This is a genomic window from Erythrobacter sp., assembly GCF_038133525.1.
GTDB lineage: Bacteria > Pseudomonadota > Alphaproteobacteria > Sphingomonadales > Sphingomonadaceae > Qipengyuania.
The window spans coordinates 20,389-45,203 of the sequence record NZ_JAYPTL010000027.1; the positions used below are offsets into that span (position 1 = coordinate 20,389).

Consider the following 24,815-nt stretch of genomic DNA (forward strand, 5'->3'; position numbering starts at 1 on the left):
CCTCAGGCCGTCATCAAGACGCCGCGATAGACCGGGTCTTCCATCGCCCGACCAGTACCAACCGCGACGCAGGACAGCGGATCTTCCGCGATGGTCACCGGCAACCCGGTTTCTTCGCGCAGATATTCGTCGAGCCCGCCAATCAATGCGCCACCGCCGGTCAGCACGATGCCCTGATCCACGATATCCGCGGCCAGTTCGGGGGCCGTGTTCTCCAGCGCGATACGCACGCCTTCGACGATCGCCCCAATCGGTTCGCTCAACGCCTCGGCGATGTGGCCCTGGTTGATGGTGATTTCCTTGGGTACGCCGTTCACCAGGTCACGCCCCTTGATGGTGATGCTCTCGCCAATGCCGTCTTCTGGCTGGCGGGCCACGCCGTAATCCTTCTTGATCCGTTCTGCCGTGGCTTCGCCGATCAGCAGATTGTGGTGTCGGCGGACATAGGAAACGATCGCTTCATCCATCTTGTCACCACCGGTGCGAACCGATGTGGTGTAGGCGAGGCCGCGCAGCGACAGCACCGCAACTTCGGTGGTGCCGCCGCCAATGTCTACGACCATGCTGCCAACCGGTTCGGTCACCGGCATATCAGCACCGATCGCCGCGGCCATCGGCTCCAGGATCAGGTAAACCTGCGAAGCGCCTGCGTTCGATGCGGCGTCACGGATCGCGCGCCGTTCGACCGAGGTCGAACCCGAAGGGACGCAGATGGTGATTTCCGGATAGCGCAGCAGGCTCTTGCGGCCATGCACCTTGCGGATGAAGTGCTTGATCATCTCTTCGGCGATTTCGATGTCGGCGATGACGCCGTCGCGCAGCGGACGGATCGCTTCGATGCTGTCCGGGGTCTTGCCCATCATCATCTTCGCATCGTCACCCACGGCCTTCACGCGTTTGACGCCATTGATCGTTTCGATCGCGACCACGCTCGGCTCGTTGAGGATGATGCCCTGGTCCTGAACGTAGACCAGTGTGTTGGCAGTGCCGAGGTCGATCGCCATGTTCTGCGAACCGAATTTGAAGAGATTGTTCCAGAAGCCCATTGTAACTCGATTTTCCGTCTGAAGGCGGGGCCTGCCGGGTTCTCCATTCAACCCCTCCGTGACCCCATGCGCGAATAGGTGGCGGGTGCATAGCGAGACAATCGGCAAAATGCCAAAAATTTGTGCGGTTCCGATGGGGGAAATAGCATCGTCCGGCCTCGGCTTTGCGGCAATTCGTCGCTACCTTTGTAACCAATGCCCCAAATCCGTCGCCTGCCCGAAAATCTGGTCAATCGCATTGCAGCCGGCGAGGTGGTCGAACGCCCTTCGTCCGCGCTCAAGGAACTGGTCGAAAACGCGATCGACGCGGGGGCGACGCGGATTGCCGTGAAGCTGGTCGACGGCGGGCTGACGAGCCTGGAGGTGACCGACGACGGGTGCGGAATGACGCCCGATGACATGGCCTTGGCGCTTGAACGGCACGCCACCTCCAAGCTGCTTGACGAAGCCATAGAACAAGTCGTCACGCTGGGCTTTCGCGGTGAGGCGCTGCCCAGCATCGCCAGCGTCGCGCGCTTTACGCTGGAAAGCCGGCCGAAAGGTGCCGAACAGGGATGGCGCCGAACGGTCGATCACGGCGAACTGGCAGGGGAAGGGCCTGCCGCCTTGCCGCCCGGTACACGGGTCCGGGTCGAGAACCTCTTCGGCAAGGTACCCGCGCGGCGCAAGTTCCTGCGCAGCGAACGGAGCGAGTATGCTGCCTGTCTCGACGTCGTGCGGCGGCTTGCCATGGCACGCCCGGATGTCGCGATTACGCTCGATCATGGCGACCGAAGGATCATGGGGCTTCAGGGCGGGGAAGGGCTGGCAAATCGCGTCGCACAGGTCATCGCGCGGGAACTGAAGGACAATGGGGTCGCGATCGAGCTTGAGCGGGGCGGTATGACCCTGACGGGCATTGCCGGCCTCCCAACCTACAATCGCGGCGTCGCCGATCACCAGTACCTGTTCGTCAACGGTCGACCGGTAAAAGATCGCCTGTTGGCGGGCGCGGTGCGGGGTGCCTATGCAGACATGCTGGCGCGTGATCGCCACGCAGTGCTGGCGCTATTTCTTGAACTGCCGCCGGAAGATGTCGATGTGAACGTACATCCGGCAAAGACCGAGGTGCGTTTTCGCGATGCCCAGGGTGTCCGCGGCTTTATCGTTTCCGGGCTCAGGCAGGCTCTCGCGACCGGTGATCAGCGCAGCGCGCAGGCACCCGATGCGGCAGCGATGGGGCGGTGGCAGGCGGAGCCGGTACGCGACGAACCAGCACCCGCCCTGCGGTCTATCTTCGCAGGGCGCGATTGGGCTGCACCGCTGGCGCGAGTTTCCGAAGCCAGTGCGGCATGGCGTGGGGTGGAGGCCGAAGTGATGGCTGCACCGCGCGGCCGCGCGGAAGAAGCTGCACCGATCAGCGAGGACGAGCAGGATTTCCCGCTTGGCATTGCGCGTGGGCAGGTCGCCAACACCTATATCGTGGCTGAGGCGAAGGACGGCCTCATTCTCGTCGACCAGCACGCGGCCCATGAAAGGCTGGTGCTCGAACGCCTGCGCGCTGCTGGCGCGGAAGAAGCCGTCAGGCGCGAACAGGCCTTGCTCATCCCCGATGTGGTCGAAATGGACGAACCGTCCTGCGACAGGCTCGAAGAAGCGGCGCCCAAACTGGCTGAGCTGGGCCTGGTGATCGAACGCTTCGGCCCGGCAGCCATGCTCGTGCGCGCGCTGCCGCATGCCATTGCCAAGACCGATCCGGAGAAGCTGCTGCGCGACATCGATGATGATCTCGCGCTCAACGGTGATGCGCTGCTGCTGGGCGAGAAGCTCGACCTGGTGCTGGCGACCATGGCTTGCCATGGCTCGGTAAGGGCCGGGCGGGCACTGCGCGTCGATGAAATGAACGCGCTCCTGCGCGAAATGGAACGAACCCCGCGTTCAGGCCAGTGCAATCACGGCCGCCCGACATGGATCAAGCTGTCGATGGATGACGTCGAAAAGCTGTTCGGGAGGCATTGATGCGTAAAGCCCTATTGCTTTCGCTGGTGATTTTGGGTGCTTGTTCGGATGAGCCGACCGAGGCGGAGCGGCAGGCGGCGGTAGCCGAAGTCGAACAGGCGCAGGAGGCGCCTCCATTGGCTTTTGGCCCGCAGGCCATTGGCTACCCGGACATCGAGAAGAACAATCTGTACGGCGCCGGATGCAGCTTCGTACCCGATGGTGGAGGTCTGGGAGCGGTTGCGCTCGCCATGGCGGAAGAAGGCTACATGAAGCGCGACGGCGAAATCATGCGCTTCGCCGCGGACAAGGGAAGCAAGGAGCTGCCATATCTGGCGCACGGCCAATATGACGGGCGCGACTATGCCTTCTCGCTAACGTTGCAGGAAATCGAAGGTAAGGAGGCCGGCGAGGAAGCGATCAATTACCCGGCCACTTTGGCTGTTACGGACAGCAAGGAACGCGTCGTCTACCAGGCCGAAGGCATCGCCCAATGCGGGGCGTGACCTAGTCCTCGATCGGTGCCTCGGGGTTGCGTACGCGGATCAGGCCATTGCTAACCATGTCCAGCACCAGCTCGTCATTCTGGTTGAAGGTGCGGTGACGAACCTTGAAGATGCCCATCTCGGGGCGTGAGTGGCTGCGCCGCTTTTCAAGGACCTCGCTCTCACAGCGCAAGGTGTCGCCCGGGTAGACCGGCTTGACCCAGCGAAGATTGTCGACGCCCGGTGATCCGAGGCCCGCCGATTTCTCTACCTTCATGTTCGCGACCATCATCGACATGGTCATGGCGCAGGTATGCCATCCACTGGCCGACAGACGGCCGAAATGGGTTTGCGCGGCAGCTTCGTCGTCGAGATGGAACGGCTGCGGATCGTACTTGCCCGCAAATTCCATCACTTCCTCCCGCGTCACCGGATAGTGACCGAAGGACTGCACCACGCCGATCTCGATATCTTCGAAATATTTCATGCGGGATCGATGGCGCAGGCCTGAAGTTCAGGCAACGGGCAAAAGCTTAACCCCCGGCAAGCGCAGGCTGCACCGGGGCCAGCGTACCATCGAGATTGGGATTCTGCGGCAGGTCGAGCACTTCGCGCAGCAGGGGTGCGACATCGACGTTGTCGAACACCGGCAGCTTTACGCCGGTTGCGAAGGCCGGGCCACTGGCGATGAACAGCGCCAGCATTTCCGGATCGGCATTGTCATAGCCATGCGCGCCACCTTCCACCGGATAGCGTGGCGGCCCGGCCAGAATGGTCCAGCCATTCTCCGCAATGCAGACGATCGCCGCAACGCGGGGATTGGTGCCGTAGTGCAGCCGTTCCGGCAGGTCTTCCTTGCGCGCGCAGTCCATGTGATCATGCGGGACTAGCAGGGCATCCGCCACGCGGCTATCGGTGCCGGTGATCGGTTCGATGGCGGCATAGGGACCAACCTCGACCGCGATATAGCTCTCGCGATCGATGAAGTCGTCGAGCTGGATCACCCGCGAACCGTCGGTCTGGCGCATGCCGTGATCGGCAAGGATGACAAAGTTGGCCGCCTGGCCCAGCTCGCCAATCTCCTTCACGAGGTCACCGATGCGGGCATCGACATCGGCAATCGCGGCGTTCACCTGTTCGCTATCGGGGCCAAAACGGTGACCCGCAGTATCGACAGTGTCGAAATACAGCGTGACGAGCGCTGGCCGGATTGCCTGCGGGCGACGCAGCCAGTCGATCACAGTCCTGACCCGTTGGGCATTGCTGATATTCTGGTCGAAACGCAGCCAGTCGCTCGGGCGCGTCCCTTCGAAAGGGACTTCGCTGCCTGGCCAGAACATCGTCGCGGTACGGATCCCAGCACGTTCCGCCGTGATCCAGATCGGCTCGGCCTCGCTCCACCAGAACGGGTCGAGCGCCTGCCTGGAATCGCCCAGGCTGAACATCTGGCCAGGGCGTCGCGGGTCGATCATGTTGTTGCCCGAGATCCCGTTCCGGTCAGGACGCATTCCAGTCACCACAGTGTAGTGGTTGGGAAAGGTCTTGGTCGGGAAGCTCGGCCGCATCGGCCCGCTTGCTCCCTGCGCCGCAAGCGCGCTGAGGTGCGGCGTGATACCCCTGTCGAGATAGTCGGTGCGGAAGCCGTCGATCGAGACCAGGATCGTCACGGGACGATCCGCCTCCTCTGCTTGGGCAGGAACGGCGGAAAGCCAGGCGGCCGCGAACAGGGCGAAGAGAATGCGCATGGGGCCCCGTTAGTCGTGACACGCTACAAATGCGAGACTGGAATCGGGAGATTTCCGACACCACTCGACCAACGGCGACGCTGCTGCTCTTCAGCGACCGGAATCAGATCGTCAGGGTCAGAGATGTTTCCGTGCGACCAACGCAAATAATAACAATTAATCAATATTTCCTGTACATCGCACTCACTACAGGTTTCGAACTATAACCTCTTCAAACAACAATAAGAATAAAAATCAGGGAGTCGCAAATGCGAAGTATGCTGAAGATGCTGATGGCCGTCGTTGCGGCAGCGCTGGCCGTGCCCACATGGGCGCAGACTCCGGCGACAGACAGTGAGCTGACGCCTGAGATGGTCGCCTGGCTGGATGATCTTTCCCCACGTTCCGGCCGGGTCAGGATCGAGACCGCAAATGCGCAGCTCGATCTTGGCGACAGCTACGTATTCTACGGGGAAGACGATGCCTGGAAGATCCTGACCGAGGCTTGGGGGAATCCCCCTGAAGCTGCGGAAGGCGTGCTTGGTCTGGTGATGCCCAAATGGGCGACTCCGTTCTCCGACAGCTGGGGGGCGGTCATCACCTTCGAAGACGTTGGCTATGTGTCAGACGACGATGCAGCCGACGTCGATTACGACGAATTGCTCGAAGAGCTGCAGGATGCGACTGAAGAGAATAACGAGGCCCGCATCGACGCGGGATTCGAATCGATCAAGCTGGTCGGTTGGGCTGCGCGTCCCGTCTACGACCCCAAATCGCACTCGGTCGTCTGGGCCAAGAACCTCGCGTTCTCGAGCAATCCGGGTGAGCACACGCTCAACTACGACTTGCGGACGCTGGGGCGACACGGCGTGCTGAGCATGAATCTCGTCTCGACCATGAAAGACCTGCCCACTGTACAGGTTGCTGCCAATTCCCTCGCGAAGCGCGCAAGTTTCACGGCCGGTGCACGTTATGAGGACTTCAATCCGGAGACCGACGAGGAAGCAGGTTTCGGCATTGGAGGCTTGATTGCTGCAGGTGCGGGCGTCGCAGCAGCGAAGAAGCTAGGTATCTTCGCTCTCCTGCTGAAATTCCTGAAACCCATTCTCGTGGCAATTGCCGTGGGATTCGGCGTCTTCCGCAAGCGGGTGATGGCGCTGTTCAACAAGGGTGAGGATCACGATTACGAATACACCGCACCGGCCGCGCCGAGCGGAGAGACGACACGCAGGCTTCGCACGCCTGAATCCCTGGCCGCAAGGTCAAGTGAAGATCCGCCCAGCCAATAGGTTGGAGCGGACCTGCGTCCAGGGCGGTAGTCAGACGTTGAACTTGAACAGCATCACGTCGCCGTCCTGGACGACATATTCCTTGCCTTCTTGGCGCAGCTTGCCGGCTTCCTTGGCACCGCTCTCACCGCCCAGGGCGACGTAATCGTCATAGGCGATCGTCTCGGCGCGGATGAAGCCGCGCTCGAAATCGGTGTGGATCTCGCCGGCTGCCTGCGGGGCCTTGGCGCCTGAAGGGAAAGTCCATGCACGGGCTTCCTTGGGGCCGACGGTGAAAAAGGTCTTCAGGCCGAGCAGCTTGTAGCCCGCACGGATCACCCGGCTAAGGCCACTTTCGTCGAGACCAAGGTCGGCGAGATATTCGGTGCGATCTTCTGCCGGCATGGCGACGAGCTCGCTTTCGATAGCTGCGGAAACGACCACCGCCTCGGCACCCTCGGAAGCGGCCTTGGCAAACACCAGTTCGGACAGGGCGTTGCCCGTGGCGGCGTCTTCCTCTGCGACATTGCAGACATAGAGCACCGGCTTGGCGGTAAGCAGCTGCGCCTGCTTGAAGATACGCGCTTCCTCGTCGTCCTTGGGTTCGGTGAGGCGCGCTGGCTTGCCCTCGCGCAACAGGTCCAGCGCCTGGCCGAGTACCGACGCCATCAGCTTGGCTTCCTTGTCGCCGCCGGTCGCGCGCTTGGCCGCAGCGGGGACGCGTTTCTCCAGGCTCTCGAGGTCTGAGAGCATCAGTTCGGTCTCGACCACCTCCGCATCGGCGATGGGGTCTACCTTGTTGGCGACATGCTGGATGTCGTCATCCTCGAAACAGCGCAGTACGTGCACGATTGCATCGACTTCGCGAATGTTCCCGAGGAACTGGTTGCCCAGGCCTTCGCCCTTGCTCGCGCCCTTCACCAGGCCGGCAATGTCGACAAAAGCGAGCTGCGTCGGGACGATCTTGGCCGACTTCCCGATCGCTGCGATCTTGTCGAGCCGCTCGTCGGGCACCGCGACCTGGCCCACGTTCGGCTCGATCGTGCAGAACGGATAGTTCGCGGCCTGCGCGGCCTGCGTCTCGGTCAATGCATTGAACAGGGTGGACTTGCCGACATTCGGCAGGCCGACGATCCCGCAGCGGAAACCCATCGATAACTCCGGAAATATGGTGTGGCGGCGCCCTTAGCCGCGCTCTGCACCAATTGCCAGCGTATCAGACGTTGTGAACTGCCCGGACCATTGGACCGAAGGGTGAATTGCCCAGCCAATCGACCTGCGTCCGCGCGCAGACCTCGTTGATCGCAGCCTGGGGAATGCTTCCGGCACTGACCGGCAGGCGCACGGGCCGCTGCCCCTTCGGCATGGCCATGACGCGCGCCATTGCTCGCGGGATATCCATCGGATCGGCGCTTCGCCCAGAACCGTCCTCTTGCCCCATGGTTGCAACCGCCTGCCGATAGCCGTCCTTGTGGATCGGGTCCGCGCGATCCTTCAACGCCTTGGAATACCGGTTGCGGTTGACCCAGACCTTGGTCGGATAGCCACCGGGTTCGATCACCGTCACACCGACATTGTGCGGTACGAGCTCGTAGGCGAGCTGCTCGAACATCGCTTCAAGCGCGAACTTGGTTGCGGAATAGTGCCCGGCATAGGGCACCATGACCCGCCCAAGCTGGCTTGAGATTGCAAAGATGTGCCCCTGTTTGCGTGCACGCATTCCCGGCAACACGGCACGTGTTAGGCGCTGGTAGCCGAAAACATTGGTGTCGAAGGCCAGCCTTGTCGCCTCCATGTCCTGTACCTCGACAGGGCCGGTGATGCCGATACCGGCATTGTTGACCAGTACGTCCAGTCCGCGCCCGGCAATCCGCTCGGCTTCACCAACGCCTGCTGCGACCATCGCATCATCGAGCACGTCGATTTCGATCACGTGCAGATCGAGCTTCTCGTCGCTTGCCAGCTGGCGAAGCTCTTCACCCTCGGGTCGCGGGGTATTGCGCATGGTGGCGAAGACCTGGGCTCCGCTCCGCGCGAACAGTTCGGCCGACAATCGACCAAAGCCGGAAGAGCAACCAGTGAGCAGTATTGCCTTGCCGGACAGGTCAGGGGGCGTCTGGTCTTCGCTCGCCAGCGCACTCCGGCCTGTAAGCGCAACGGTACCACTGGCGGCTGCAGCGGCGAGGATCGCGCGGCGGGTCACTTGGGGCATAGCGTCTCTCCTTCCCGGGCATGATGACCGGAAAGCGCGGGTTGCACCAGCCCACGGGACCTTTCTGTGTCAGAGACCAGCAAGCCAAAGGCGGGTTGCAGAGGGACTCTTGAGGCGGATGACCTTGTCCATGAATGGGGCCAGTCGTTCTTCCAGGCGCTTGCCGGGGCCCCAGCGCCATCCCGCGACGTAGAAGAAGAAGGACAGGTCGAAGCGTTCCTCGCAGCCTTCGGTCATGTCCGGTCGTACCTTTCCGCGCCAATGCCTGATGCGTTTGAGCAGGCGCCACAGGCACAAGCTGACTGGGTAGTCCAGGTAGACCACGGTATCTGCGCGCGGCAATCGCTGGGGAAGCGTGCTGCCATAGGTCCCTTCAAGCAGCCAGCTCTCGCCCGAGATTACCTCTTCGATCCGCTCGATAAGCTGTTCGCGTGACGATTCGATCCAGCCCGGCTGCCAATTGAGCTTGTCGAGATGGAACAGCGGGAGGTCGAGCTTCTGCGCGAGTTCCACGGCCAGCGTCGACTTGCCAGCACCGCATGGGCCAACCACGAGGACCCGTCGCATGCCGCTCAATCCTGGAGGCGAAGGGCCAGATCGCTCATGAAGCGGGCGTCGTCGCCCTTGGCCAGCCATTCGGCCTCGGCAGCGATCGCACCCAGCATTGCGGCAAGATCGTCCATCTCTGCCTTGGCGTAATTGCCCAGGACGTGCCCGTGGACGCGATCCTTGTGACCCGGATGGCCGATCCCGATGCGTACCCGCCGAAAATCGGGGCCGAGATGCTGGTTGATGCTGCGTAGCCCATTGTGTCCGGCCAGGCCGCCACCGGTGCGGACCTTGACCTTGAACGGCGCGAGATCGAGTTCGTCATGAAACACGGTCAGCGCGTCCACGTCCAGCTTGTAGAAGCGCAGCGCCTCACTGACCGAACGGCCACTTTCGTTCATATAGGTCGCTGGCTTGAGCAACAGGATCTTCTCGTTGCCAATGCGTCCTTCCTGGACCCAGCCTGAGAACTTCTTCTGCGCCGGACCGAAGCCGTGCATCTCCGCGATCACGTCGCAGGCCATGAAGCCGACATTATGCCGGTGAAGCGCATATTGCGGTCCGGGATTTCCAAGGCCTGTCCAGATCTGCATGTGCGCCCTCTAGCTGCGGCTTGCATAAATGCAAAACGCCGGCCCCATCAGGGACCGGCGCTTCGTGAAACCCAAAGGGTTGGGGGAGGGGATTACTCCGCGCCGCCCTCTTCCTCGGTGGTTTCTTCTTCGTCACCCTCGTCCTGCTCGCTCGCCGGGACTGCGCCAGCGTCAGCAGTGGTGGTGTCGCCTTCGGCCTTCTTGAGTGCCGAGGGAGCAACCAGCGTCGCGATAGTGAAATCGCGGTCGGTGATTGCGCTTTCCGAACCAGCAGGCAGCGTCACTTCGCTGATGTGGATCGAATCACCAACATCCTTGCCGGTAACGTCGATCTCGATCTCGCTGGGGATCTTGTCCGCTTCGCAGATGAGGTCGAGTTCGTGACGGACGATGTTCAGAACGCCGCCCTTCTTCAGACCCGGGCTCTTCTCTTCGTTCGCGAACACGACGGGCACGTTCACTTCGACCTTCGCGCCCTTGGCAAGGCGGAGGAAGTCGACGTGCTCCGGGCGGTCGGTCACGGGGTGGACAGCGACGTCCTTGGGAAGCGTGCGGACCTTCTTACCGCCGAGCTCGATCTCGACGATCGAGTTCATGAAGTGGCCGGTGCCGAGCTGGCGAACCAGTTCCTTGGCTTCCACGTGAATCAGTGTGGGTTCTTCCTTGCCGCCGTAGATCACGGCAGGAACGCGGCCTTCGCGGCGCAATTGACGGGAGGCTCCCTTGCCAGCCCGTTCGCGCGCCTCGGCCAGCAGGGTCAGAGCGTCGCTCATGTCACATACCTTTCGAATGCGTTTGGGTACTTCGGTCCGCCACGCCTCCAGGGATGACCATGACGCCGAAGGGCGCGCCTATAGCGGGCTTTCCGTGAAACGCAAGGGAAAGGCGGGCACCGCGCCTATTCGACGCGGCGGACGGTGTACCCGATCTTCTCCAGCTGTGCCGGCAGGCCCTCAGGCCCCAGCAAATGCCCAGCACCCACTGCGACCAGCGGGCGTTCCTTGGCCGAGAACAGGTTTTCGAGCTGCGCGGTCCATGCCGCATTGCGATCGACCAGCAGGGCCTGCTTCAATTCCTTGTCAGACAGGATACCGCGCTGTGTTACCCTGGCCAGCTCCTCCAGGTCGCCACTGCTCCATACCGAAGCTAGGTCGCCGCTCTCGTTTCCGTACTTCGCGGCTTCCTCCAGGACGGCATTCAGGAGGTCGCGCTGCTCCCTTTCGGGCAGGCGATCGAAAATCGACAGCTGGGCCTGTGCGCCCTCCAATTCGACGATCTCGCGACCTTTGAATTCCCTGATCAACGTCCGGTCGACGCCGTTCTCAGACTCTCCGTCTTGCGCGACCTGCGCCAGCGCGAGCGCGGCGGCCCAGCTTTCCATGGGATCGAAATAGCTCCGCCGAACCCGTGCCTCGACCAGCAACTTGTCGAATTCCTCGCGCAGTTCGGGCGCGACCCTTTGGCGGATCGGGCCGCTGGGCGTGTCGAAGGCCATGTCCTCGAACAGTTTCGACAAGGCAGCACCGTCGTCGAGATTAGCCACCTCGACCACCAGCATGTCGGCATCGCCCATCGCCTGCGTCAGTCTGGGCGATTGCCATTCGACGTCTTCGGGCAGGGCGTGGATAGTACCGAACAGCCAGCCTTCGCTCTGCCCGTCGGGGCCGGTCACCTCCCACAAGGCAGGATAGGACGCCGGAACTGCGCCTTCATCGTTGCGCGGTTGGCAGGCACTCAGGGTGAGCGCAATTGCGAGGCAGGAAATGAAGCGCTTCATCGACGCCTCCCTGCCGCAGCGGACTGGCATTGCAAGCCTCTATCGATCGATGCCCGGTCGCGGGACAGCCGCTATTGCAGCCGGGCAACCGGGATCGAACGCGCTTCGAGGAAGTCCTGAACACTCTTCTCGCCGGCCAGGTGGCCCGCACCCACCGCTATGAACACGGTACCCGGCTGATCGAGGCGCTTCTCGATCCAATCGGCCCAGTTGGCGTTGCGGTCATAGAGCAGGATTTGGGCAAGCGTCGCGTCGTCGAGGCTCTCGTTCATAAGCTTGGCCAGGCCGTCGGCATCACCTGCCAGCCACCTCGCGACCATCTGGTCCATCATCGGGACGATCGTGTCCATATTGCTGGCCGAAGCCATCAGGAAGGCGACCTGCGACTTGGGCGGCAATTCGTCGAACAGGCCGATCTGGTAGTCGATGGTTTCCAGCGCGGCGCGCGATTTCTCTTCGCCCGCCTCGACGTCGATGACATGCTCGACCCCGCTGTCCGCGGTCCAGCCATTCTTGATCAATGGCAGGATCGACAGGGTCATACCTGCAAACCAGGGTTCGAAACGGTCGAATTGGTTGACCGGCACGCCGATCTTGGTGAGCGCGCCTTCATATGTCGTGCGATCCTCTTCTGGCAGCATGTCGCGTAGCGACTTGTCTGCAGGCAGGATGGCTTTGCTGACGACCATCTGCTGCGAAGCCGGATCATTGGTTGCCCCCGGCGGGATCTCGGTCACCAGCGTGTCGGAGCTTCCCAGCGCACTGGCGATCGGGCCGGTGTACCATTCGACATCGGTCGGCAGGGCATGGACCGTGCCGAAGAGATAGATCGTCGTGTCTTCGTCGGCGACCTTCCACAAAGCGGGGCCCGATCGCGCTTCCGCAACCGCGACAGCCGGTTCTTCGGCCGCGGCGATGCTACCCTGCAACGTCAGCAAGGCGGGCAGGGCGAGCAGAAGGGGGAGTTTCTTGCGCAAGTTCATCGACGACATCTTACCTGTAGCTCTCAAGCAAAAGGGTGTGGAATGAGTGAAGCCAATCACTGCCCCATAATCGGCAAATTGGCGTTCGACCATTCCGCATGCAAGACTTTGCAAATGGCTTTTCAGGATATGGCTGATATGGCGATCCCGCTTTGCGGCATTGACGCATTTTGGCTGCTAAGCCATGGCGCCTCGCCATGAACCGCGACCCTTCGAAGTCATTCCAGGACATGATCCTCACGCTCCACGATTTCTGGAGCGCGCAGGGCTGCCTTATCCTCCAGCCTTACGACATGCGCATGGGGGCAGGGACCTTCCATACCGCGACCACGCTGCGCGCGCTGGGTCCAGAGCCGTGGAACGCGGCCTTCGTCCAGCCCTGCCGCCGCCCGACCGATGGTCGCTATGGCGAAAACCCCAATCGCCTGCAGCACTATTACCAGTACCAGGTGATCCTGAAGCCGAGCCCGGCCAACATCCAGGACCTCTATCTGGAGAGCCTGCGGGTAATCGGAATCGATCCGCTCAAGCACGATATCCGCTTCGTCGAGGACGACTGGGAAAGCCCGACGCTGGGCGCCTGGGGCCTTGGCTGGGAAGTCTGGTGCGACGGGATGGAGGTCACCCAGTTCACCTACTTCCAGCAGATGGGCGGCTTCGACTGCAAGCCAGTTGCCGGCGAGCTGACCTACGGGCTCGAACGCCTGGCGATGTACATCCAGGGCGTCGACAACGTCTACGATCTCGATTTCAACGGCAAGGGCGTGACCTACGGCGACGTCTTCCTCGAAAACGAGAAGCAGATGTCGAAGTGGAACTTCGAAGTCGCCGAAACCGATGCCCTGTTCGACCTGTTCAACAAGGCCGAGGCCGAGTGCAAGAATGCGCTCGCCGCAGAAGTCCCCATTGCCGCCTATGAGCAGGCAGTCGAGGCGAGCCACATCTTCAACCTGCTGCAGGCGCGCGGCGTGATCAGTGTGCAGGAACGCGCCAGCTACATGGGCCGCGTCCGCGATCTCGCGCGTGGCAGCTGCGAAGCCTATATGGCCAAGGAAGCGCCCCAATGGGCCGAGAAATATCCGGAGTGGTCGAAATGAGCGACTTCCTCCTCGAACTGCGCAGCGAAGAAATCCCGGCCCGGATGCAGGGGGGTGCGCGCGACGAACTCGAAAAGCTGTTCCGCCGCGAGATGGAAGCCGCCGGCGTTGCGGTTGGCGAGATCACCGTCTGGTCGACCCCGCGCCGTCTCGCGCTGATTGCGCGCGGCCTGCCTGAAGCGACCGAGGCGGTCAGCGAAGAAGCCAAGGGCCCACCCGAGGGTGCGCCCGATGCGGCAATCGACGGGTTCTGCCGCAAGAACGGCGTTACCCGTGACCAGCTTGAACTGCGCGACGTCAAGGGCCGCAACACCTGGTTCGCTGTAATCGAAAAGCCGGGCAGGGCGACCAGGGACGTCCTTGCCGAAACTATTCCGGCCATCATTCGCGATTTCAGCTGGCCCAAGTCGATGCGTTGGGGCGCCGCCTCGCTGTCGACCGAGAGCCTTCGCTGGGTACGGCCGCTATCGGGCATCGTCGCGTTGCTCGGTGACGATGTGATTGAGTGCGAAGCGCACGGCGTCAAAAGCGGACGCGAGACGAAGGGACATCGCTTCCACGGCATCCGGAAAACCGATCCAAAGTCGCGCAATTTCGGCCTTCCCATTGAGTTCTTCAAGGACAAAAATCCGACAGTTTTGAACGTCAACGGGATGATCGAAATCGGAAGTTCTGATGATTACGCGCGGAAGCTTGCCCACGCTCATGTCATCGTCGACCACAAGTTGCGCGAAGATGAGATCAGGATTGGCGCCATGGCGGCGGCCAAGAGAGCAGGCCTAACGCTGGTCGAGGACGAGGGCCTGGTGATCGAGAACGCTGGCCTCACCGAATGGCCCGTGCCGCTCCTTGGTCGCTTCGACGAGACATTCCTCGATGTGCCGTCCGAGGTCATCCAGCTCACCGCGCGGGTGAACCAGAAGTATTTCGTCTGCGAGGACAGTGCAGGCAAGCTCGCCAACGCTTTCGTCTGCACCGCCAACGTTGAGGCAGATGATGGCGGTGCGGCGATCGTCGACGGCAACCGCAAAGTTCTGGCCGCGCGTTTGTCCGATGCGCGGTTCTTCTGGGAGCAGGACCGCAAGACTCCGCTCGCGCAGCAGGCGCGCAAACTCTCGCGGATTACGTTCCATGAGAAGCTCGGCACGCTCGAGGACAAGGTCGATCGTGTTGCCAAGTTGGCGGACTGGCTGGTCTTCGATGCCAAGGCTCCCAATGGCGACCACAAGCTGGCGCGCATGGCGGCAGAGCTCTGCAAGGCCGACCTCGTGACAGAAATGGTTGGCGAGTTCCCCGAGCTTCAAGGGTTGATGGGCGGGTATTATGCTCGTGCGGAAGGGCTACCGGGTGAAGTCGCCGATGCAATCAGGGACCACTACAAGCCTGTTGGTGCAAATGACGAAGTCCCCACCGCGCCGACCACGGTGGCGGTGAGCCTTGCCGACAAGCTCGACAACCTCTTGAGTTTTTTCAAGATCGATATCCTGCCGACAGGATCGAAGGATCCCTTTGCTTTGCGCCGTGCCGCGCTTGGTTATCTGCGTCTCGTGCAGGCAAACAATCTGAAGCTTGAGCTTGATCAGGTCGTCCATGCTTGGGCGAGCAAGCCGATCCCCGCGCTGGCGGAGAAACTGGCAGATTTCCTGCTCGATCGACTTGCTGTGCAGTTGCGCGATGAGGGCGTGCGTCACGGCTACATCTTGGCGTCGCGAGCATGGCAGGGCCGCATCGACATGCGCGTCGATCGGGTCGAGGCACGGGCACGAGCACTGACAGCATTCCTTGGCACCGACGACGGCACCAACCTGCTTGCCGGATACAAGCGCGCGGCCAATATCCTCAAGAAAGAGGACTGGCATGGTATCGAGGGCGAAATCGCCCGGACCGGCGAGGAAGATCCGCTAAGCCAGGTCGACGATCCCGACATGAAGGCCGTGATCGACGCAAAAATGACCGAGCGCCACGCGGGGGAGCTTTCCTACACGCCCGAACCGGCGGAAAAGGCGCTGATGGACGCTCTCGCCACAGCCGAACCGCAGGCCGGGAAGGCCATTGCTGCCGAGGATTTCGGCGCTGCCATGGCCGCACTCGCATCGTTGCGTGCGCCGATCGACCGCTTCTTCGATGAAGTCACGGTAAATGCGCCTGAAGAAAACAAGCGGGCAAACCGGCTCGATCAGCTTGCGCGGTTCCGTGCTGCAGTGCACAAAGTCGCCGACTTCTCGCGCATCGAGGGGTAGATTTTCCGACGGAGGGTGTCCCTGTCGCCTTCGATGGTCCGAAAGACCTATAAAACGCCGGAAAACAACGCGTTGATGGTTTAAAACCGAAGGCGACACCAAGTCGCCTTTGTCGCTTTAAGAGGAAATCCCATGTCGGAAACGGTGTTCACCTTCGGCGGGAATGCTCCGCATTCGAATGCACGACAGAAGGACAAGACCGTCACCGGTGGCAAGGGCGCGAACCTGGCTGAGATGGCGAGCATCGGCCTGCCGGTCCCTCCCGGCTTCACCATCGCGACCGAAGAGTGCCTGAAATACCTCAACGAAGGTGCCGATTTCTCGGATGAGTTGCGCCGCCAGGTTGCGGATGCGCTCACCCATGTCGAACAGACCGTGGGGAAGGGCTTTGGCGACAAGTCGGACCCCCTGCTGGTTTCGGTCCGTTCGGGCGCAGCGGTTTCAATGCCCGGAATGATGGATACCGTCCTCAACCTGGGGCTTAATGACGATACAGTCGAAGGGCTGGCCAGTGCATCGGGCGATGAGCGGTTTGCCTGGGACAGCTATCGTCGCTTCATCCAGATGTATTCCGACGTGGTGCTTGGTCTTGACCACGGCCTATTCGAGGAAGCGCTCGAAATCGCCAAGGAAGACAACGACTATTACGCCGACACCGAAATGTCGGCTGACGACTGGAAGGCGCTGGTCGGCGAGTACAAGCGCATCGTAGCCGAGGAACTCGAGGCGCCGTTCCCGCAGGACCCGCAGGAGCAGCTGTGGGGCGCAATCCGCGCCGTCTTCGACAGCTGGGACAGCGACCGTGCCAAGGTCTACCGTCGCCTCAACGATATCCCGCATGACATGGGCACGGCGGTGAACGTGCAGGCGATGGTGTTCGGCAATATGGGCGACACCAGCGCCACCGGCGTTGCCTTCACGCGCGATCCATCGACCGGCGAACGCGCCTATTACGGCGAATGGCTGGTCAATGCGCAGGGTGAGGATGTGGTGGCGGGCATCCGCACGCCGCAATATTTGACCAAGGTCGCGCGCGAAGCCGCGGGTGCCAAGCCGCTGAGCATGGAAGAGGCCATGCCCGAAGCCTATGCCGAACTGGCACACCTGTTCGACCTGCTCGAGCGGCACTACCGTGACATGCAGGACATCGAATTCACCGTGCAGCAGGGCAAGCTGTGGCTGCTGCAAACCCGCAACGGCAAGCGCACCGCCAAGGCGGCGCTCAAGCTGGCGGTCGACATGGTGGGGGAAGGGCTGATCGATGAGAAGACCGCCATCCTGCGGGTCGATCCCATGGCCCTCGACCAGCTGCTCCACCCGACGCTCGACCCAGAGGCACCGCGCGATGTGCTGACCAGCGGCCTGCCGGCATCGCCGGGCGCCGCGAGCGGCAAGATTGTGCTCGATGCCGACACGGCAGAGGTTTGGTCCAATCGCGGCGAGAAGGTGATCCTCGTTCGTGTCGAGACGAGCCCTGAAGACATCCACGGCATGCACGCCGCCGCGGGCATCCTTACCGCACGCGGCGGGATGACCAGCCACGCCGCGGTGGTTGCGCGCGGAATGGGGCGGCCATGCGTATCCGGTGCGTCGCAAGTCTCGATTGCGCGCGAAGGCCGCACGCTGACGATCGGTAACCGCGAACTCAAGGAAGGCGACACGATCACCATCGACGGCTCGAACGGGCAGGTTATGGCGGGCGAAGTCGCGACCATCGAACCCGAGCTGGCGGGGGACTTCGGCACTCTGATGGAGTGGGCCGACAAGCACCGGCGGATGAAGGTCCGCACAAACGCCGAGACCGAGGCCGATTGCCGCATGGCGCGCCAGTTCGGCGCCGAGGGCATTGGTCTGTGCCGCACGGAGCACATGTTCTTCGATGCCGACCGCATCAGCCTGGTGCGTCAGATGATCCTGGCCGAGAACGAGGCTGGCCGCCGGGCTGCGCTCGACAGGCTACTGCCCGAGCAACGCGGCGATTTCGTGAAGATCTTCGAGGTGATGACGGGCCTGCCGTGCACGATCCGCCTGCTCGATCCGCCGCTTCACGAGTTCCTGCCGCATGAGGACGGAGATTTCGTCGAGCTGGCAGAGGCCACCGGTCGCCCGGTCGAACAACTGCGCCGCAGGGCAGGGGAACTGCACGAGTTCAACCCCATGCTGGGCCATCGCGGTTGCCGCCTGGGCATCACCTATCCCGAGATTTACGAAATGCAGGCGCGCGCAATCTTCGAGGCCGCTTGCGAAGTCGCCAAGGCTTCAGGCGAAGCGCCAATTCCGGAGGTAATGATTCCGCTGGTGGCGACCAAGCGCGAACTGGAACTGCTGAAGGCGGTGGTCGATCGCGTGGCGCAAGAGGTGTTCGCCGCGAACGGCACGTCCATCGACTATCTCGTCGGCACCATGATCGAACTGCCGCGCGCCGCTCTTATGGCGGGCGAGATCGCCGAAGTGGGTGAGTTTTTCAGCTTCGGCACCAACGACCTGACGCAGACCACGCTGGGCGTGAGCCGTGACGATGCCGGTCGCTTCCTGACGGCCTATGTCGAAAAGGGCATCTTCGCGCGCGATCCCTTCGTCAGCCTCGATGTCGAAGGCGTCGGCCAGCTGGTCGAACTGGCGGCAGAGCGGGGACGGGCGACGCGACCTGCAATCAAGCTGGGCATTTGCGGCGAACATGGCGGCGATCCGGCGAGCATCGCGTTCTGCGACAGGACCGGGCTCGACTATGTCAGCGCCTCGCCATACCGCGTGCCGATTGCACGACTGGCAGCAGCGCAGGCAAGCTTACGTTAGTTTTTCCAGCCAGTTAGCGTGAGTATCTCGAAATCTTCGAGAACTCTATCATGCTCGTCTGTAGTGGAAAGGAAGGCTTGGCGGGCCCGCTCCAGAGCGGCCTTGCCCAGCGCGGGTCCCGGCTTTGCCAGCACGTTAGCCAGGCCCTGGTCACGCAAGTCGGACACCAGCCTGTCGAGCGAACTGTAGGACACCGATAACGTCCGCCCGTCCACGACCTGGCGCTTGAACAGCGCGCGCTGGAGCAGGGCAATCGCCGCGCGAGTGTCGACCAGCGGATGCATGCGAGCCGCCGGCCGGTCAGGCTCCGCCGCGATCATTGCCCGGCGCAGGTTGGTCAGACTGCCAGCGCCGATCAGGCTACCGATGAAAATACCATCGTCCGCCAACGCGTTGCGGATATGGAGGAGTGTACCGGGCAGGTCGTTTACCCGGTCAAGCGACGACAGGCTGACGATCAGGTCGAACGGACCGCCGGGGATCGGCTGCTCTTCGTCGAGAGTCGCCACATTGCGCTCTTCTATCACCGTGCCCTTGCCGTTGAGCGAGAGAGCCAGTGTGCCGGTCCAGTCGCCGACAACCAGCACCCGCCTAGGCGCAAGGCGCATGAACTCGAGCCGGTCCAATACGTCCTCGACCATATCTGCCAGGATGTAGCGTGCGGCGTCCCGCTGCGACTGGCGAACCAATGCACGGCGAAGCCCCGCGATGCGCCTTTGCCGGGAGAATATCTGTGGAGGTGCAACACTTGCCATAGATCGCCGCCCTGCCGCGCTTGCGCCCGCAGCGCAACCGGGCCAGCATGCACGCATGTCGACAAGCCGTGCAATCGTCCAAGCGCTCGCCCCGATTGTCGACTTCATCTACCCGCCGCGTTGCCCAGCCTGCGGCACCGCGGTCGGCGAGAACGGTGGCTTGTGTTCGCCGTGCTGGAACAACCTGGTAATCCCTACGGAACCGTGTTGCATTGCTTGCCAGCGCCCGTTTTCCCAGTCTGCAATGAGCGGGAACACACTCTGCGGCCCATGCCTCGTCGAGCCTCCGCAGCATGACGGGATCGCTGCTGGAACCTTGTACACCGAGACCTCGCGAAAGCTTGTGCTCGCGTTAAAACACGGCGGCAGGATCGCCATCGCTCCGATGCTCGCCCGCTTGATCGCCGCACGGCTTCCCGCATCAAGCACCAGCCAGCTGATAGTGCCCGTGCCATTGCATCGCCGGAGACTGTGGTCGCGTGGATATAACCAGGCTGCGCTGCTGGGTCGTGAGCTCGCTCGACTAGGTCACGGGGATTTGTTGGTCGATGCGCTGATCCGGACAAAGCCCACACCGAGTCTTGGGGGCCTTGGCAAGCAGGCACGAACAAAGGCCCTGGCAGGAGCGATCGCTGTGCGGAGCAGCATCAAAGATCGTATCGCGGGGTCAGAGGTTATCCTGATCGACGATGTGCTCACCAGTGGTGCGACGAGCTCTGCCTGCGTGGCGGCACTGAAGCAGGCAGGCGCCTCGCGAGTCACGATTGCCTGCTTTGCCCGGGTTCTGGACGAGGCCCTCGATACGGCGCGGGCCATCCGGGCCAGTTAAACGAAACGCCCGGGACCTTGCGGACCCGGGCGCCACGTGACGAAATTTATCGGACCGGTCTTGCGACTTCGGTGCAGCCCCCCAGCCAGCACCTCGATCCATCCCTCATCGTTGCCGGATGCGCCGTGCAAACCCTCAACACGGCAGCGGATCCGGTACCCCCATGAACCTGTCGCTCTATTGGCACCGATGCTCCGGTGGGCAGGCCTTGCGACCTGCATTGAGAATGTTCCCGATGAATCCCATTCTTGGAATAACCATTTACGCCAGCGCTTCATTTTGCCGGTGGTTTGTGGTTATCCTGCAACAAGATCGTCGCAATCCTACAATTTCAGAAGGAATTCAGTCCGGTGTCGACCGTCGAGGAACGCGAAAACGGGTCCAGCTTCATGCCGAAGTTCGACGACCGCGGCTTACTTAGCGCAGTGGTAGTCGATGCCGATTCTCATGAAGTGCTGATGGTCGCGTTCATGGATGAGGAAGCGCTTGAGGCGACTCGAGCCACAGGACAGGCGCATTTTCATTCCCGGTCGCGCGGCCGTCTGTGGAAAAAGGGCGAGAGCTCCGGGCACGTACTCGAAGTGCGCGAGATGCTGGTCGACTGTGACCAGGACGCGCTGGTCCTGCGCTGCTCGCCAGCAGGGCCAACTTGCCATACGGGGGCGAAGAGCTGCTTCTATCGTGTTCTGGACGGCGGCGCTCTCCAGCGCGTCAAGACTTGACGCTTACGTAAACGTGCGGCTAGATAGCGGAATGAACAAGCCGCTTGCGAAAGAAGCCATGCCTTTCGACCCCGACCGTCGCCACGCGGGTGCGCATCTCGATCGTCCCGATGAACTAGACCGCGATCAGTTCTCCATCTCGGACCTGACCAGCGAGTTCGGCTGTACGGCTCGCGCGCTTCGTTTTTACGAGGATGAGGGGTTGATCGCTCCATCGCGTGTGGGGCTGACCCGGATCTACTCCAAACGCGACCGGGCCCGACTTGCCTGGATCATGCGCGCAAAGAACGTCGGCTTCTCGCTCACCGAAATTCGCGAGATGATCGATCTCTACGACCTCGATGACGGACGCCAGGAACAGCGCCGCGTCACTATCGAGAAATGTCGGGCGCATATCGCCAAGCTCAAGGAACAACGTGCCGATATCGACAGTTCGATCAAGGAACTGACTGAATTCATCGGTATCGTCGAATCGCAGCTCGACTAATTCCCCCGCGGCCCAGCGCCGTAATCAAACCCCTGCCAAGGAAGCCATAATGCCGACCTATACCGCGCCGACCCGCGATACCCGTTTCATCGTCAACGAGGTTCTCGAACTTGCCGGCTACGGCAACTTGCCTGGGTTCGAGATGGTGTCGCCGGATGTCACTGACGCGGTGATCAACGAAGGCGGGAAGTTTTGTGCGGAGGTCCTTGCTCCGTTGAACCTGCCGGGCGACCAGGAAGGCTGCACTCGCCATCCCGACGGCTCGGTCACGACGCCCAAGGGGTTCAAGGAAGCCTTTGACCAATTCCGCGAGGCAGGTTGGGGCACGCTTTCGGCACCCGAGGAATTCGGTGGCCAGGGCCTGCCGCACGTGCTCGGCATGGTCATGGAAGAGTTCATCTCCAGCTCGAACCAGGCCTTCGGCATGTATCCCGGCCTCACCAACGGCGCGGTGTCGGCATTGATCGCCAAGGGATCGCCGGAGCAGAAGGAGAAGTACCTTCCGAAGATGATCTCCAACGAGTGGACCGGGACCATGAACCTGACCGAACCGCATTGCGGTACGGACCTGGGCATGATTCGGACGCGCGCGGAGCCGCAGGCTGACGGCAGCTATGCCATTACCGGAACCAAGATCTTCATTTCGGCCGGCGAACACGATCTGTCGGAGAACATCATCCACCTGGTCCTGGCCAAGACCCCGGGCGCGCCCGACTCGACCAAGGGCATTTCGCTGTTCGTCGTGCCCAAGTTCCTGGTGAACGACGACGGATCGCTGGGCGAACGCAATGGCGTGATGTGCGGCTCGATCGAACACAAGATGGGCATTCACGCGAACGCGACCTGCGTCCTGAACTATGACGGCGCGAAGGGCTGGCTCGTCGGCGAGGAGAACAAGGGTCTCGCCGCCATGTTCATCATGATGAACGCGGCGCGCCTTGGTGTCGGCATTCAGGGCCTGAGCATGGCTGAAGTGTCATACCAGAACGCGGTCACCTATGCGCTCGACCGGCGTCAGGGCAGGGCGCTTACCGGCCCCGCCGATCCGCAGGCGCAGGCCGACCCGATCTTCGTCCACCCTGACGTGCGCCGCATGCTGATGGATGCCAAGGCCTTCACCGAAGGCATGCGCATGCTGTGCATCTGGGGTGCGCTTCTCGTCGACCTCAGCCACAAGGCACAGACCGAGGAAGAGCGTGCAGAAGCGGATCTGATGATCAGCCTGCTGACCCCGGTGATCAAGGGCTATGGTACCGACAAAGGTTATGAAGTCGCCACCAACATGCAGCAGGTCTTCGGTGGCCACGGCTATATCGAAGAATGGGGCATGAGCCAGTTCGTGCGCGATGCACGCATTGCCCAGATTTATGAAGGCACCAATGGCGTGCAGGCGATGGACCTTTGCGGGCGCAAGCTGGCCCAGGGCGGTGGCGCAGCAATCCAGGCCTATTTCAAGGCGATCGGCGAAGACATTGCCGCAGCCAAGGGTGACGAAATACTCGGCCCCCTCGCCGAAGCATTGGAAAAGGCGCTGGGTCAGCAACAGGCGGCGACCATGTGGTTCATGCAGAATGCGATGGCCAACCCCAATCATCTTGGTGCGGGCGCGCATCACTACATGCATATCATGGGTATCGTCTCGCTGGGCTGGATGTGGCTGCGCATGTCCAAGGTCGCTCAGGCCGCACTGGCGGCCGGCACCGAGGACAAGGCGTTCTACGAAGCCAAGCTGACCACCGCGCGCTATTACATGGACCGCTTCCTGCCCGATGCCGGCGCATTGCGTCGCAAGCTCGAAACCGGTTCGGATAGCATGATGGCGCTGGGTGCGGAGGCTTTCGCCACCGCCGCCTAGGGAGAAGCGGTTGAACTCCGAACCAGGGTTCCGGAATTATTCCTATCAGCGGATTCTATTCGCTGTTTCAGGCGGTTGTGCGGATATTCGCGCAACCGCCTGTTTCCTTTCACATTTGACCGAGATCACCGCCATTGACCGCGAAAAGTACGAATCCATGTGCAAGCATGGGCTATCGACAATGGGAAAGAACCCGGCAAATTTGTCCAGGCGCCCAACGGTAGGAAAGCAGGGTCTATCCCAGCACCTCGTCGAACAGTGCATGCATCGCAGCCCAGCTCTGTCGATCGGCGCTGGCATCGAACGCCGGATTGGCTGAGCCGTCGAGCATCAGTGGGTTGGTGAAGCCGTGTTCGACCCCGGAATAGCTGTGGAAGTGCCAGTTCGCCGAAACGCGGTCCATTTCCTCCCAGAAACCGGTGACCTGGCTGCGGGGGACCAGCGAATCCGCGTCGCCGTGGCAGACGAGGATGCGCGGCCGGATCGCATCGGTCGCGGGCAGTGGCGTTTCCAGCAATCCGTGGAAGCTGGCCACTACGGCTAGATCCTGCCCGTCACGGGCCATCTCAAGCACAGCGAAACCGCCAAGGCAGAAGCCGATCGCCAGCTGGGGCAAGTCGGGCTCAAGTTCGCGCAACAAGGCGATAGTGGCGCGCAGCCGTGCACGCATGGCCTGCGCGTTCGATCGCAACTTCGTCATTACGGCGAAAGCCTGCTGGAAATCGCTTGGAGCTTCGGGTCCGTAGAAGTCGCCAATAAGAACTGAATAGCCTGCCTCGACCATGGCGTGCGCCTTGGCTTCGACGCCGGGGGTCGAGTTCATGAAGGTCGGAAATATCGCCACTGCCGCCCGCGCCGGCCCATCGGGTCGCATCCGCAAAGCCGTCAGTGGAGTGTCTCCATCGGCATACGGAACTCTTATGAAGTCTTTCATATTTAGCCCTTTATTGGTTCAAGGCGGAAGGTGGGGGTTCTTTCGGCAGCAGATGCAGGAGACAGCATATGGGACTCGATCTAACCCCCTTGGCTCGGGCGCGTGAAGGCCATGAATCCGAATGGCATGAGTTGGTAACGCGATCCTTGAACAATCTTGAATTGACCGACCAGCAAGTCGAGCGATTCGAGGAAATCAGCCTCCAACCTTATGAAGTCGTTGGCGCTCCGCAAGTAGGTGCCGATGCCGCGGCCGATGACTGGATAGCAGGCGAGCTAGCCGACCGGATGAGTCGCGACGAAGCCATCGAGGCGGGAAGGGGATTCTTTGCCCTGCATCTGACCCAATCCGATGGCCTGCCGAAATACACCCATGCCGGAATGTACGAGGGTGTCGATGAAACCTGTTTTCGTGGGAGCTTTCTCGAGGATTGTGTGAACGTTCTGTCACCCGAACAGATCGAAGCCGCGTGGGAGAACCGTATGC

24 protein-coding genes and 1 pseudogene are annotated in these 24,815 nt (G+C 61.8%); 13 read left to right on the forward strand and 12 right to left on the reverse strand.

Annotated features, from left to right (window positions below; all coding sequences use genetic code 11):
* Positions 1-2 precede the first annotated feature (2 nt).
* Positions 3-1,046 carry a rod shape-determining protein gene (locus AAFM29_RS08880; protein WP_341712447.1) on the reverse strand — a complete coding sequence of 348 codons (1,044 nt, stop codon included), beginning with the start codon at positions 1,044-1,046 and terminating at the stop codon, positions 3-5.
* 195 nt (positions 1,047-1,241) lie between these two features.
* Between AAFM29_RS08880 and mutL the strand changes: the two genes are divergently transcribed.
* Together mutL and AAFM29_RS08890 are read left to right on the forward strand one after the other, a co-directional pair.
* Positions 1,242-3,044 carry a DNA mismatch repair endonuclease MutL gene (gene mutL / locus AAFM29_RS08885; RefSeq protein ID WP_341712448.1) on the forward strand — a complete coding sequence of 601 codons (1,803 nt, stop codon included), beginning with the start codon at positions 1,242-1,244 and terminating at the stop codon, positions 3,042-3,044.
* Positions 3,044-3,529, forward strand: coding sequence for a hypothetical protein (locus AAFM29_RS08890; RefSeq protein ID WP_341712449.1), 486 nt, complete (start codon positions 3,044-3,046; stop codon positions 3,527-3,529). Before mutL ends, AAFM29_RS08890 begins: the two co-directional genes overlap by 1 nt.
* Position 3,530: 1 nt before the next feature.
* Here the strand turns inward: AAFM29_RS08890 and AAFM29_RS08895 are convergent, their stop codons facing one another.
* Complete coding sequence (locus tag AAFM29_RS08895) at positions 3,531-3,995, reverse strand: MaoC family dehydratase (RefSeq protein WP_341712450.1); 465 nt, start codon at positions 3,993-3,995, stop codon at positions 3,531-3,533.
* Between the two features lie 46 nt (positions 3,996-4,041).
* A complete protein-coding gene (locus tag AAFM29_RS08900; protein ID WP_341712451.1) occupies positions 4,042-5,253 on the reverse strand; it encodes an ectonucleotide pyrophosphatase/phosphodiesterase in 1,212 nt (403 codons plus the stop codon).
* 248 nt (positions 5,254-5,501) lie between these two features.
* Between AAFM29_RS08900 and AAFM29_RS08905 the strand changes: the two genes are divergently transcribed.
* Positions 5,502-6,521 carry a DUF2167 domain-containing protein gene (locus AAFM29_RS08905; RefSeq protein ID WP_341712452.1) on the forward strand — a complete coding sequence of 340 codons (1,020 nt, stop codon included), beginning with the start codon at positions 5,502-5,504 and terminating at the stop codon, positions 6,519-6,521.
* A gap of 30 nt (positions 6,522-6,551) precedes the next feature.
* On the opposite strand, the gene ychF is transcribed toward AAFM29_RS08905, so the two are convergent.
* The 7 genes from ychF to AAFM29_RS08940 form a co-directional block, all read right to left on the reverse strand.
* Positions 6,552-7,652, reverse strand: a complete 1,101-nt coding sequence (gene ychF / locus AAFM29_RS08910) for a redox-regulated ATPase YchF (protein WP_341712453.1) — start codon at positions 7,650-7,652, stop codon at positions 6,552-6,554.
* 64 nt (positions 7,653-7,716) lie between these two features.
* On the reverse strand, positions 7,717-8,712 hold the full coding sequence (locus AAFM29_RS08915) for an SDR family oxidoreductase (protein WP_341712454.1): 996 nt from the start codon (positions 8,710-8,712) through the stop codon (positions 7,717-7,719).
* A 69-nt stretch (positions 8,713-8,781) separates the two neighbouring features.
* Positions 8,782-9,279, reverse strand: a complete 498-nt coding sequence (locus AAFM29_RS08920) for an AAA family ATPase (protein ID WP_341712455.1) — start codon at positions 9,277-9,279, stop codon at positions 8,782-8,784.
* Between the two features lie 5 nt (positions 9,280-9,284).
* Positions 9,285-9,854: an aminoacyl-tRNA hydrolase gene (gene pth / locus AAFM29_RS08925; RefSeq protein ID WP_341712456.1), complete on the reverse strand. Its 570-nt coding sequence runs from the start codon at positions 9,852-9,854 to the stop codon at positions 9,285-9,287.
* A 92-nt stretch (positions 9,855-9,946) separates the two neighbouring features.
* Positions 9,947-10,627, reverse strand: coding sequence for a 50S ribosomal protein L25/general stress protein Ctc (locus AAFM29_RS08930; RefSeq protein ID WP_341712457.1), 681 nt, complete (start codon positions 10,625-10,627; stop codon positions 9,947-9,949).
* A gap of 125 nt (positions 10,628-10,752) precedes the next feature.
* Positions 10,753-11,631 (reverse strand): TraB/GumN family protein, encoded by an 879-nt coding sequence (locus tag AAFM29_RS08935; RefSeq protein WP_341712458.1) that lies wholly within the window; start codon positions 11,629-11,631, stop codon positions 10,753-10,755.
* A 71-nt stretch (positions 11,632-11,702) separates the two neighbouring features.
* Positions 11,703-12,623 carry a TraB/GumN family protein gene (locus tag AAFM29_RS08940; protein WP_341712459.1) on the reverse strand — a complete coding sequence of 307 codons (921 nt, stop codon included), beginning with the start codon at positions 12,621-12,623 and terminating at the stop codon, positions 11,703-11,705.
* A gap of 33 nt (positions 12,624-12,656) precedes the next feature.
* On the opposite strand from AAFM29_RS08940, the gene AAFM29_RS08945 reads away from it, so the two are divergent.
* The 4 genes from AAFM29_RS08945 (at position 12,657) to ppdK (ending at position 18,747) form a co-directional block, all read left to right on the forward strand.
* The gene (locus tag AAFM29_RS08945) at positions 12,657-12,815 is read left to right on the forward strand and encodes a hypothetical protein (RefSeq protein ID WP_341712460.1); all 159 of its coding nucleotides are present in this window, start codon (positions 12,657-12,659) and stop codon (positions 12,813-12,815) included.
* Entirely contained in the window at positions 12,812-13,711 is a 900-nt protein-coding gene (locus AAFM29_RS08950) for a glycine--tRNA ligase subunit alpha (protein WP_341712461.1), read from the forward strand. The genes AAFM29_RS08945 and AAFM29_RS08950 overlap by 4 nt, the downstream gene beginning before the upstream one ends.
* Positions 13,708-15,951, forward strand: coding sequence for a glycine--tRNA ligase subunit beta (gene glyS / locus AAFM29_RS08955; protein ID WP_341712462.1), 2,244 nt, complete (start codon positions 13,708-13,710; stop codon positions 15,949-15,951). Before AAFM29_RS08950 ends, glyS begins: the two co-directional genes overlap by 4 nt.
* A gap of 132 nt (positions 15,952-16,083) precedes the next feature.
* Positions 16,084-18,747: a pyruvate, phosphate dikinase gene (gene ppdK / locus AAFM29_RS08960; RefSeq protein ID WP_341712463.1), complete on the forward strand. Its 2,664-nt coding sequence runs from the start codon at positions 16,084-16,086 to the stop codon at positions 18,745-18,747.
* Here the strand turns inward: ppdK and AAFM29_RS08965 are convergent.
* Positions 18,744-19,436: a methyltransferase domain-containing protein gene (locus AAFM29_RS08965; protein WP_341712464.1), complete on the reverse strand. Its 693-nt coding sequence runs from the start codon at positions 19,434-19,436 to the stop codon at positions 18,744-18,746. The two genes, ppdK and AAFM29_RS08965, sit on opposite strands and share 4 nt — an antisense overlap.
* Positions 19,437-19,557: 121 nt before the next feature.
* Between AAFM29_RS08965 and AAFM29_RS08970 the strand changes: the two are divergent.
* The 5 genes and pseudogenes from AAFM29_RS08970 to AAFM29_RS08990 all read left to right on the forward strand — a co-directional run.
* Positions 19,558-19,719, forward strand: a pseudogene (locus tag AAFM29_RS08970) (double zinc ribbon domain-containing protein); the annotation flags it as partial.
* A gap of 27 nt (positions 19,720-19,746) precedes the next feature.
* Positions 19,747-20,331, forward strand: coding sequence for a ComF family protein (locus AAFM29_RS08975; RefSeq protein WP_341712471.1), 585 nt, complete (start codon positions 19,747-19,749; stop codon positions 20,329-20,331).
* Positions 20,332-20,681: 350 nt separating this feature from the next.
* Positions 20,682-21,053, forward strand: a complete 372-nt coding sequence (gene hisI / locus AAFM29_RS08980) for a phosphoribosyl-AMP cyclohydrolase (protein ID WP_341712465.1) — start codon at positions 20,682-20,684, stop codon at positions 21,051-21,053.
* A 31-nt stretch (positions 21,054-21,084) separates the two neighbouring features.
* The gene (locus tag AAFM29_RS08985; RefSeq protein ID WP_341712466.1) at positions 21,085-21,540 is read left to right on the forward strand and encodes a MerR family DNA-binding transcriptional regulator; all 456 of its coding nucleotides are present in this window, start codon (positions 21,085-21,087) and stop codon (positions 21,538-21,540) included.
* A gap of 49 nt (positions 21,541-21,589) precedes the next feature.
* Positions 21,590-23,395 (forward strand): acyl-CoA dehydrogenase C-terminal domain-containing protein, encoded by a 1,806-nt coding sequence (locus tag AAFM29_RS08990; protein ID WP_341712467.1) that lies wholly within the window; start codon positions 21,590-21,592, stop codon positions 23,393-23,395.
* A gap of 235 nt (positions 23,396-23,630) precedes the next feature.
* On the opposite strand, the gene AAFM29_RS08995 is transcribed toward AAFM29_RS08990, so the two are convergent.
* On the reverse strand, positions 23,631-24,329 hold the full coding sequence (locus AAFM29_RS08995) for a dienelactone hydrolase family protein (RefSeq protein WP_341712468.1): 699 nt from the start codon (positions 24,327-24,329) through the stop codon (positions 23,631-23,633).
* Between the two features lie 68 nt (positions 24,330-24,397).
* Between AAFM29_RS08995 and AAFM29_RS09000 the strand changes: the two genes are divergently transcribed.
* Positions 24,398-24,815 (forward strand): hypothetical protein (locus AAFM29_RS09000; RefSeq protein ID WP_341712469.1); only part of this gene is annotated, 418 nt, incomplete at its 3' end.

What these genes read in the sequence shown, in the direction of transcription:
- AAFM29_RS08880 (WP_341712447.1), bottom strand. Translation starts at nt 1,046, where the DNA reads ATGGGCTTCTGGAACAATCTCTTCAAATTCGGTTCGCAGAACATGGCG.
- mutL (WP_341712448.1), top strand. Translation starts at nt 1,242, where the DNA reads ATGCCCCAAATCCGTCGCCTGCCCGAAAATCTGGTCAATCGCATTGCA.
- AAFM29_RS08890 (WP_341712449.1), top strand. Translation starts at nt 3,044, where the DNA reads ATGCGTAAAGCCCTATTGCTTTCGCTGGTGATTTTGGGTGCTTGTTCG.
- AAFM29_RS08895 (WP_341712450.1), bottom strand. Translation starts at nt 3,995, where the DNA reads ATGAAATATTTCGAAGATATCGAGATCGGCGTGGTGCAGTCCTTCGGT.
- AAFM29_RS08900 (WP_341712451.1), bottom strand. Translation starts at nt 5,253, where the DNA reads ATGCGCATTCTCTTCGCCCTGTTCGCGGCCGCCTGGCTTTCCGCCGTT.
- AAFM29_RS08905 (WP_341712452.1), top strand. Translation starts at nt 5,502, where the DNA reads ATGCGAAGTATGCTGAAGATGCTGATGGCCGTCGTTGCGGCAGCGCTG.
- ychF (WP_341712453.1), bottom strand. Translation starts at nt 7,652, where the DNA reads ATGGGTTTCCGCTGCGGGATCGTCGGCCTGCCGAATGTCGGCAAGTCC.
- AAFM29_RS08915 (WP_341712454.1), bottom strand. Translation starts at nt 8,712, where the DNA reads ATGCCCCAAGTGACCCGCCGCGCGATCCTCGCCGCTGCAGCCGCCAGT.
- AAFM29_RS08920 (WP_341712455.1), bottom strand. Translation starts at nt 9,279, where the DNA reads ATGCGACGGGTCCTCGTGGTTGGCCCATGCGGTGCTGGCAAGTCGACG.
- pth (WP_341712456.1), bottom strand. Translation starts at nt 9,854, where the DNA reads ATGCAGATCTGGACAGGCCTTGGAAATCCCGGACCGCAATATGCGCTT.
- AAFM29_RS08930 (WP_341712457.1), bottom strand. Translation starts at nt 10,627, where the DNA reads ATGAGCGACGCTCTGACCCTGCTGGCCGAGGCGCGCGAACGGGCTGGC.
- AAFM29_RS08935 (WP_341712458.1), bottom strand. Translation starts at nt 11,631, where the DNA reads ATGAAGCGCTTCATTTCCTGCCTCGCAATTGCGCTCACCCTGAGTGCC.
- AAFM29_RS08940 (WP_341712459.1), bottom strand. Translation starts at nt 12,623, where the DNA reads ATGTCGTCGATGAACTTGCGCAAGAAACTCCCCCTTCTGCTCGCCCTG.
- AAFM29_RS08945 (WP_341712460.1), top strand. Translation starts at nt 12,657, where the DNA reads ATGAGTGAAGCCAATCACTGCCCCATAATCGGCAAATTGGCGTTCGAC.
- AAFM29_RS08950 (WP_341712461.1), top strand. Translation starts at nt 12,812, where the DNA reads ATGAACCGCGACCCTTCGAAGTCATTCCAGGACATGATCCTCACGCTC.
- glyS (WP_341712462.1), top strand. Translation starts at nt 13,708, where the DNA reads ATGAGCGACTTCCTCCTCGAACTGCGCAGCGAAGAAATCCCGGCCCGG.
- ppdK (WP_341712463.1), top strand. Translation starts at nt 16,084, where the DNA reads ATGTCGGAAACGGTGTTCACCTTCGGCGGGAATGCTCCGCATTCGAAT.
- AAFM29_RS08975 (WP_341712471.1), top strand. Translation starts at nt 19,747, where the DNA reads ATGAGCGGGAACACACTCTGCGGCCCATGCCTCGTCGAGCCTCCGCAG.
- AAFM29_RS08985 (WP_341712466.1), top strand. Translation starts at nt 21,085, where the DNA reads ATGAACAAGCCGCTTGCGAAAGAAGCCATGCCTTTCGACCCCGACCGT.
- AAFM29_RS08990 (WP_341712467.1), top strand. Translation starts at nt 21,590, where the DNA reads ATGCCGACCTATACCGCGCCGACCCGCGATACCCGTTTCATCGTCAAC.
- AAFM29_RS08995 (WP_341712468.1), bottom strand. Translation starts at nt 24,329, where the DNA reads ATGAAAGACTTCATAAGAGTTCCGTATGCCGATGGAGACACTCCACTG.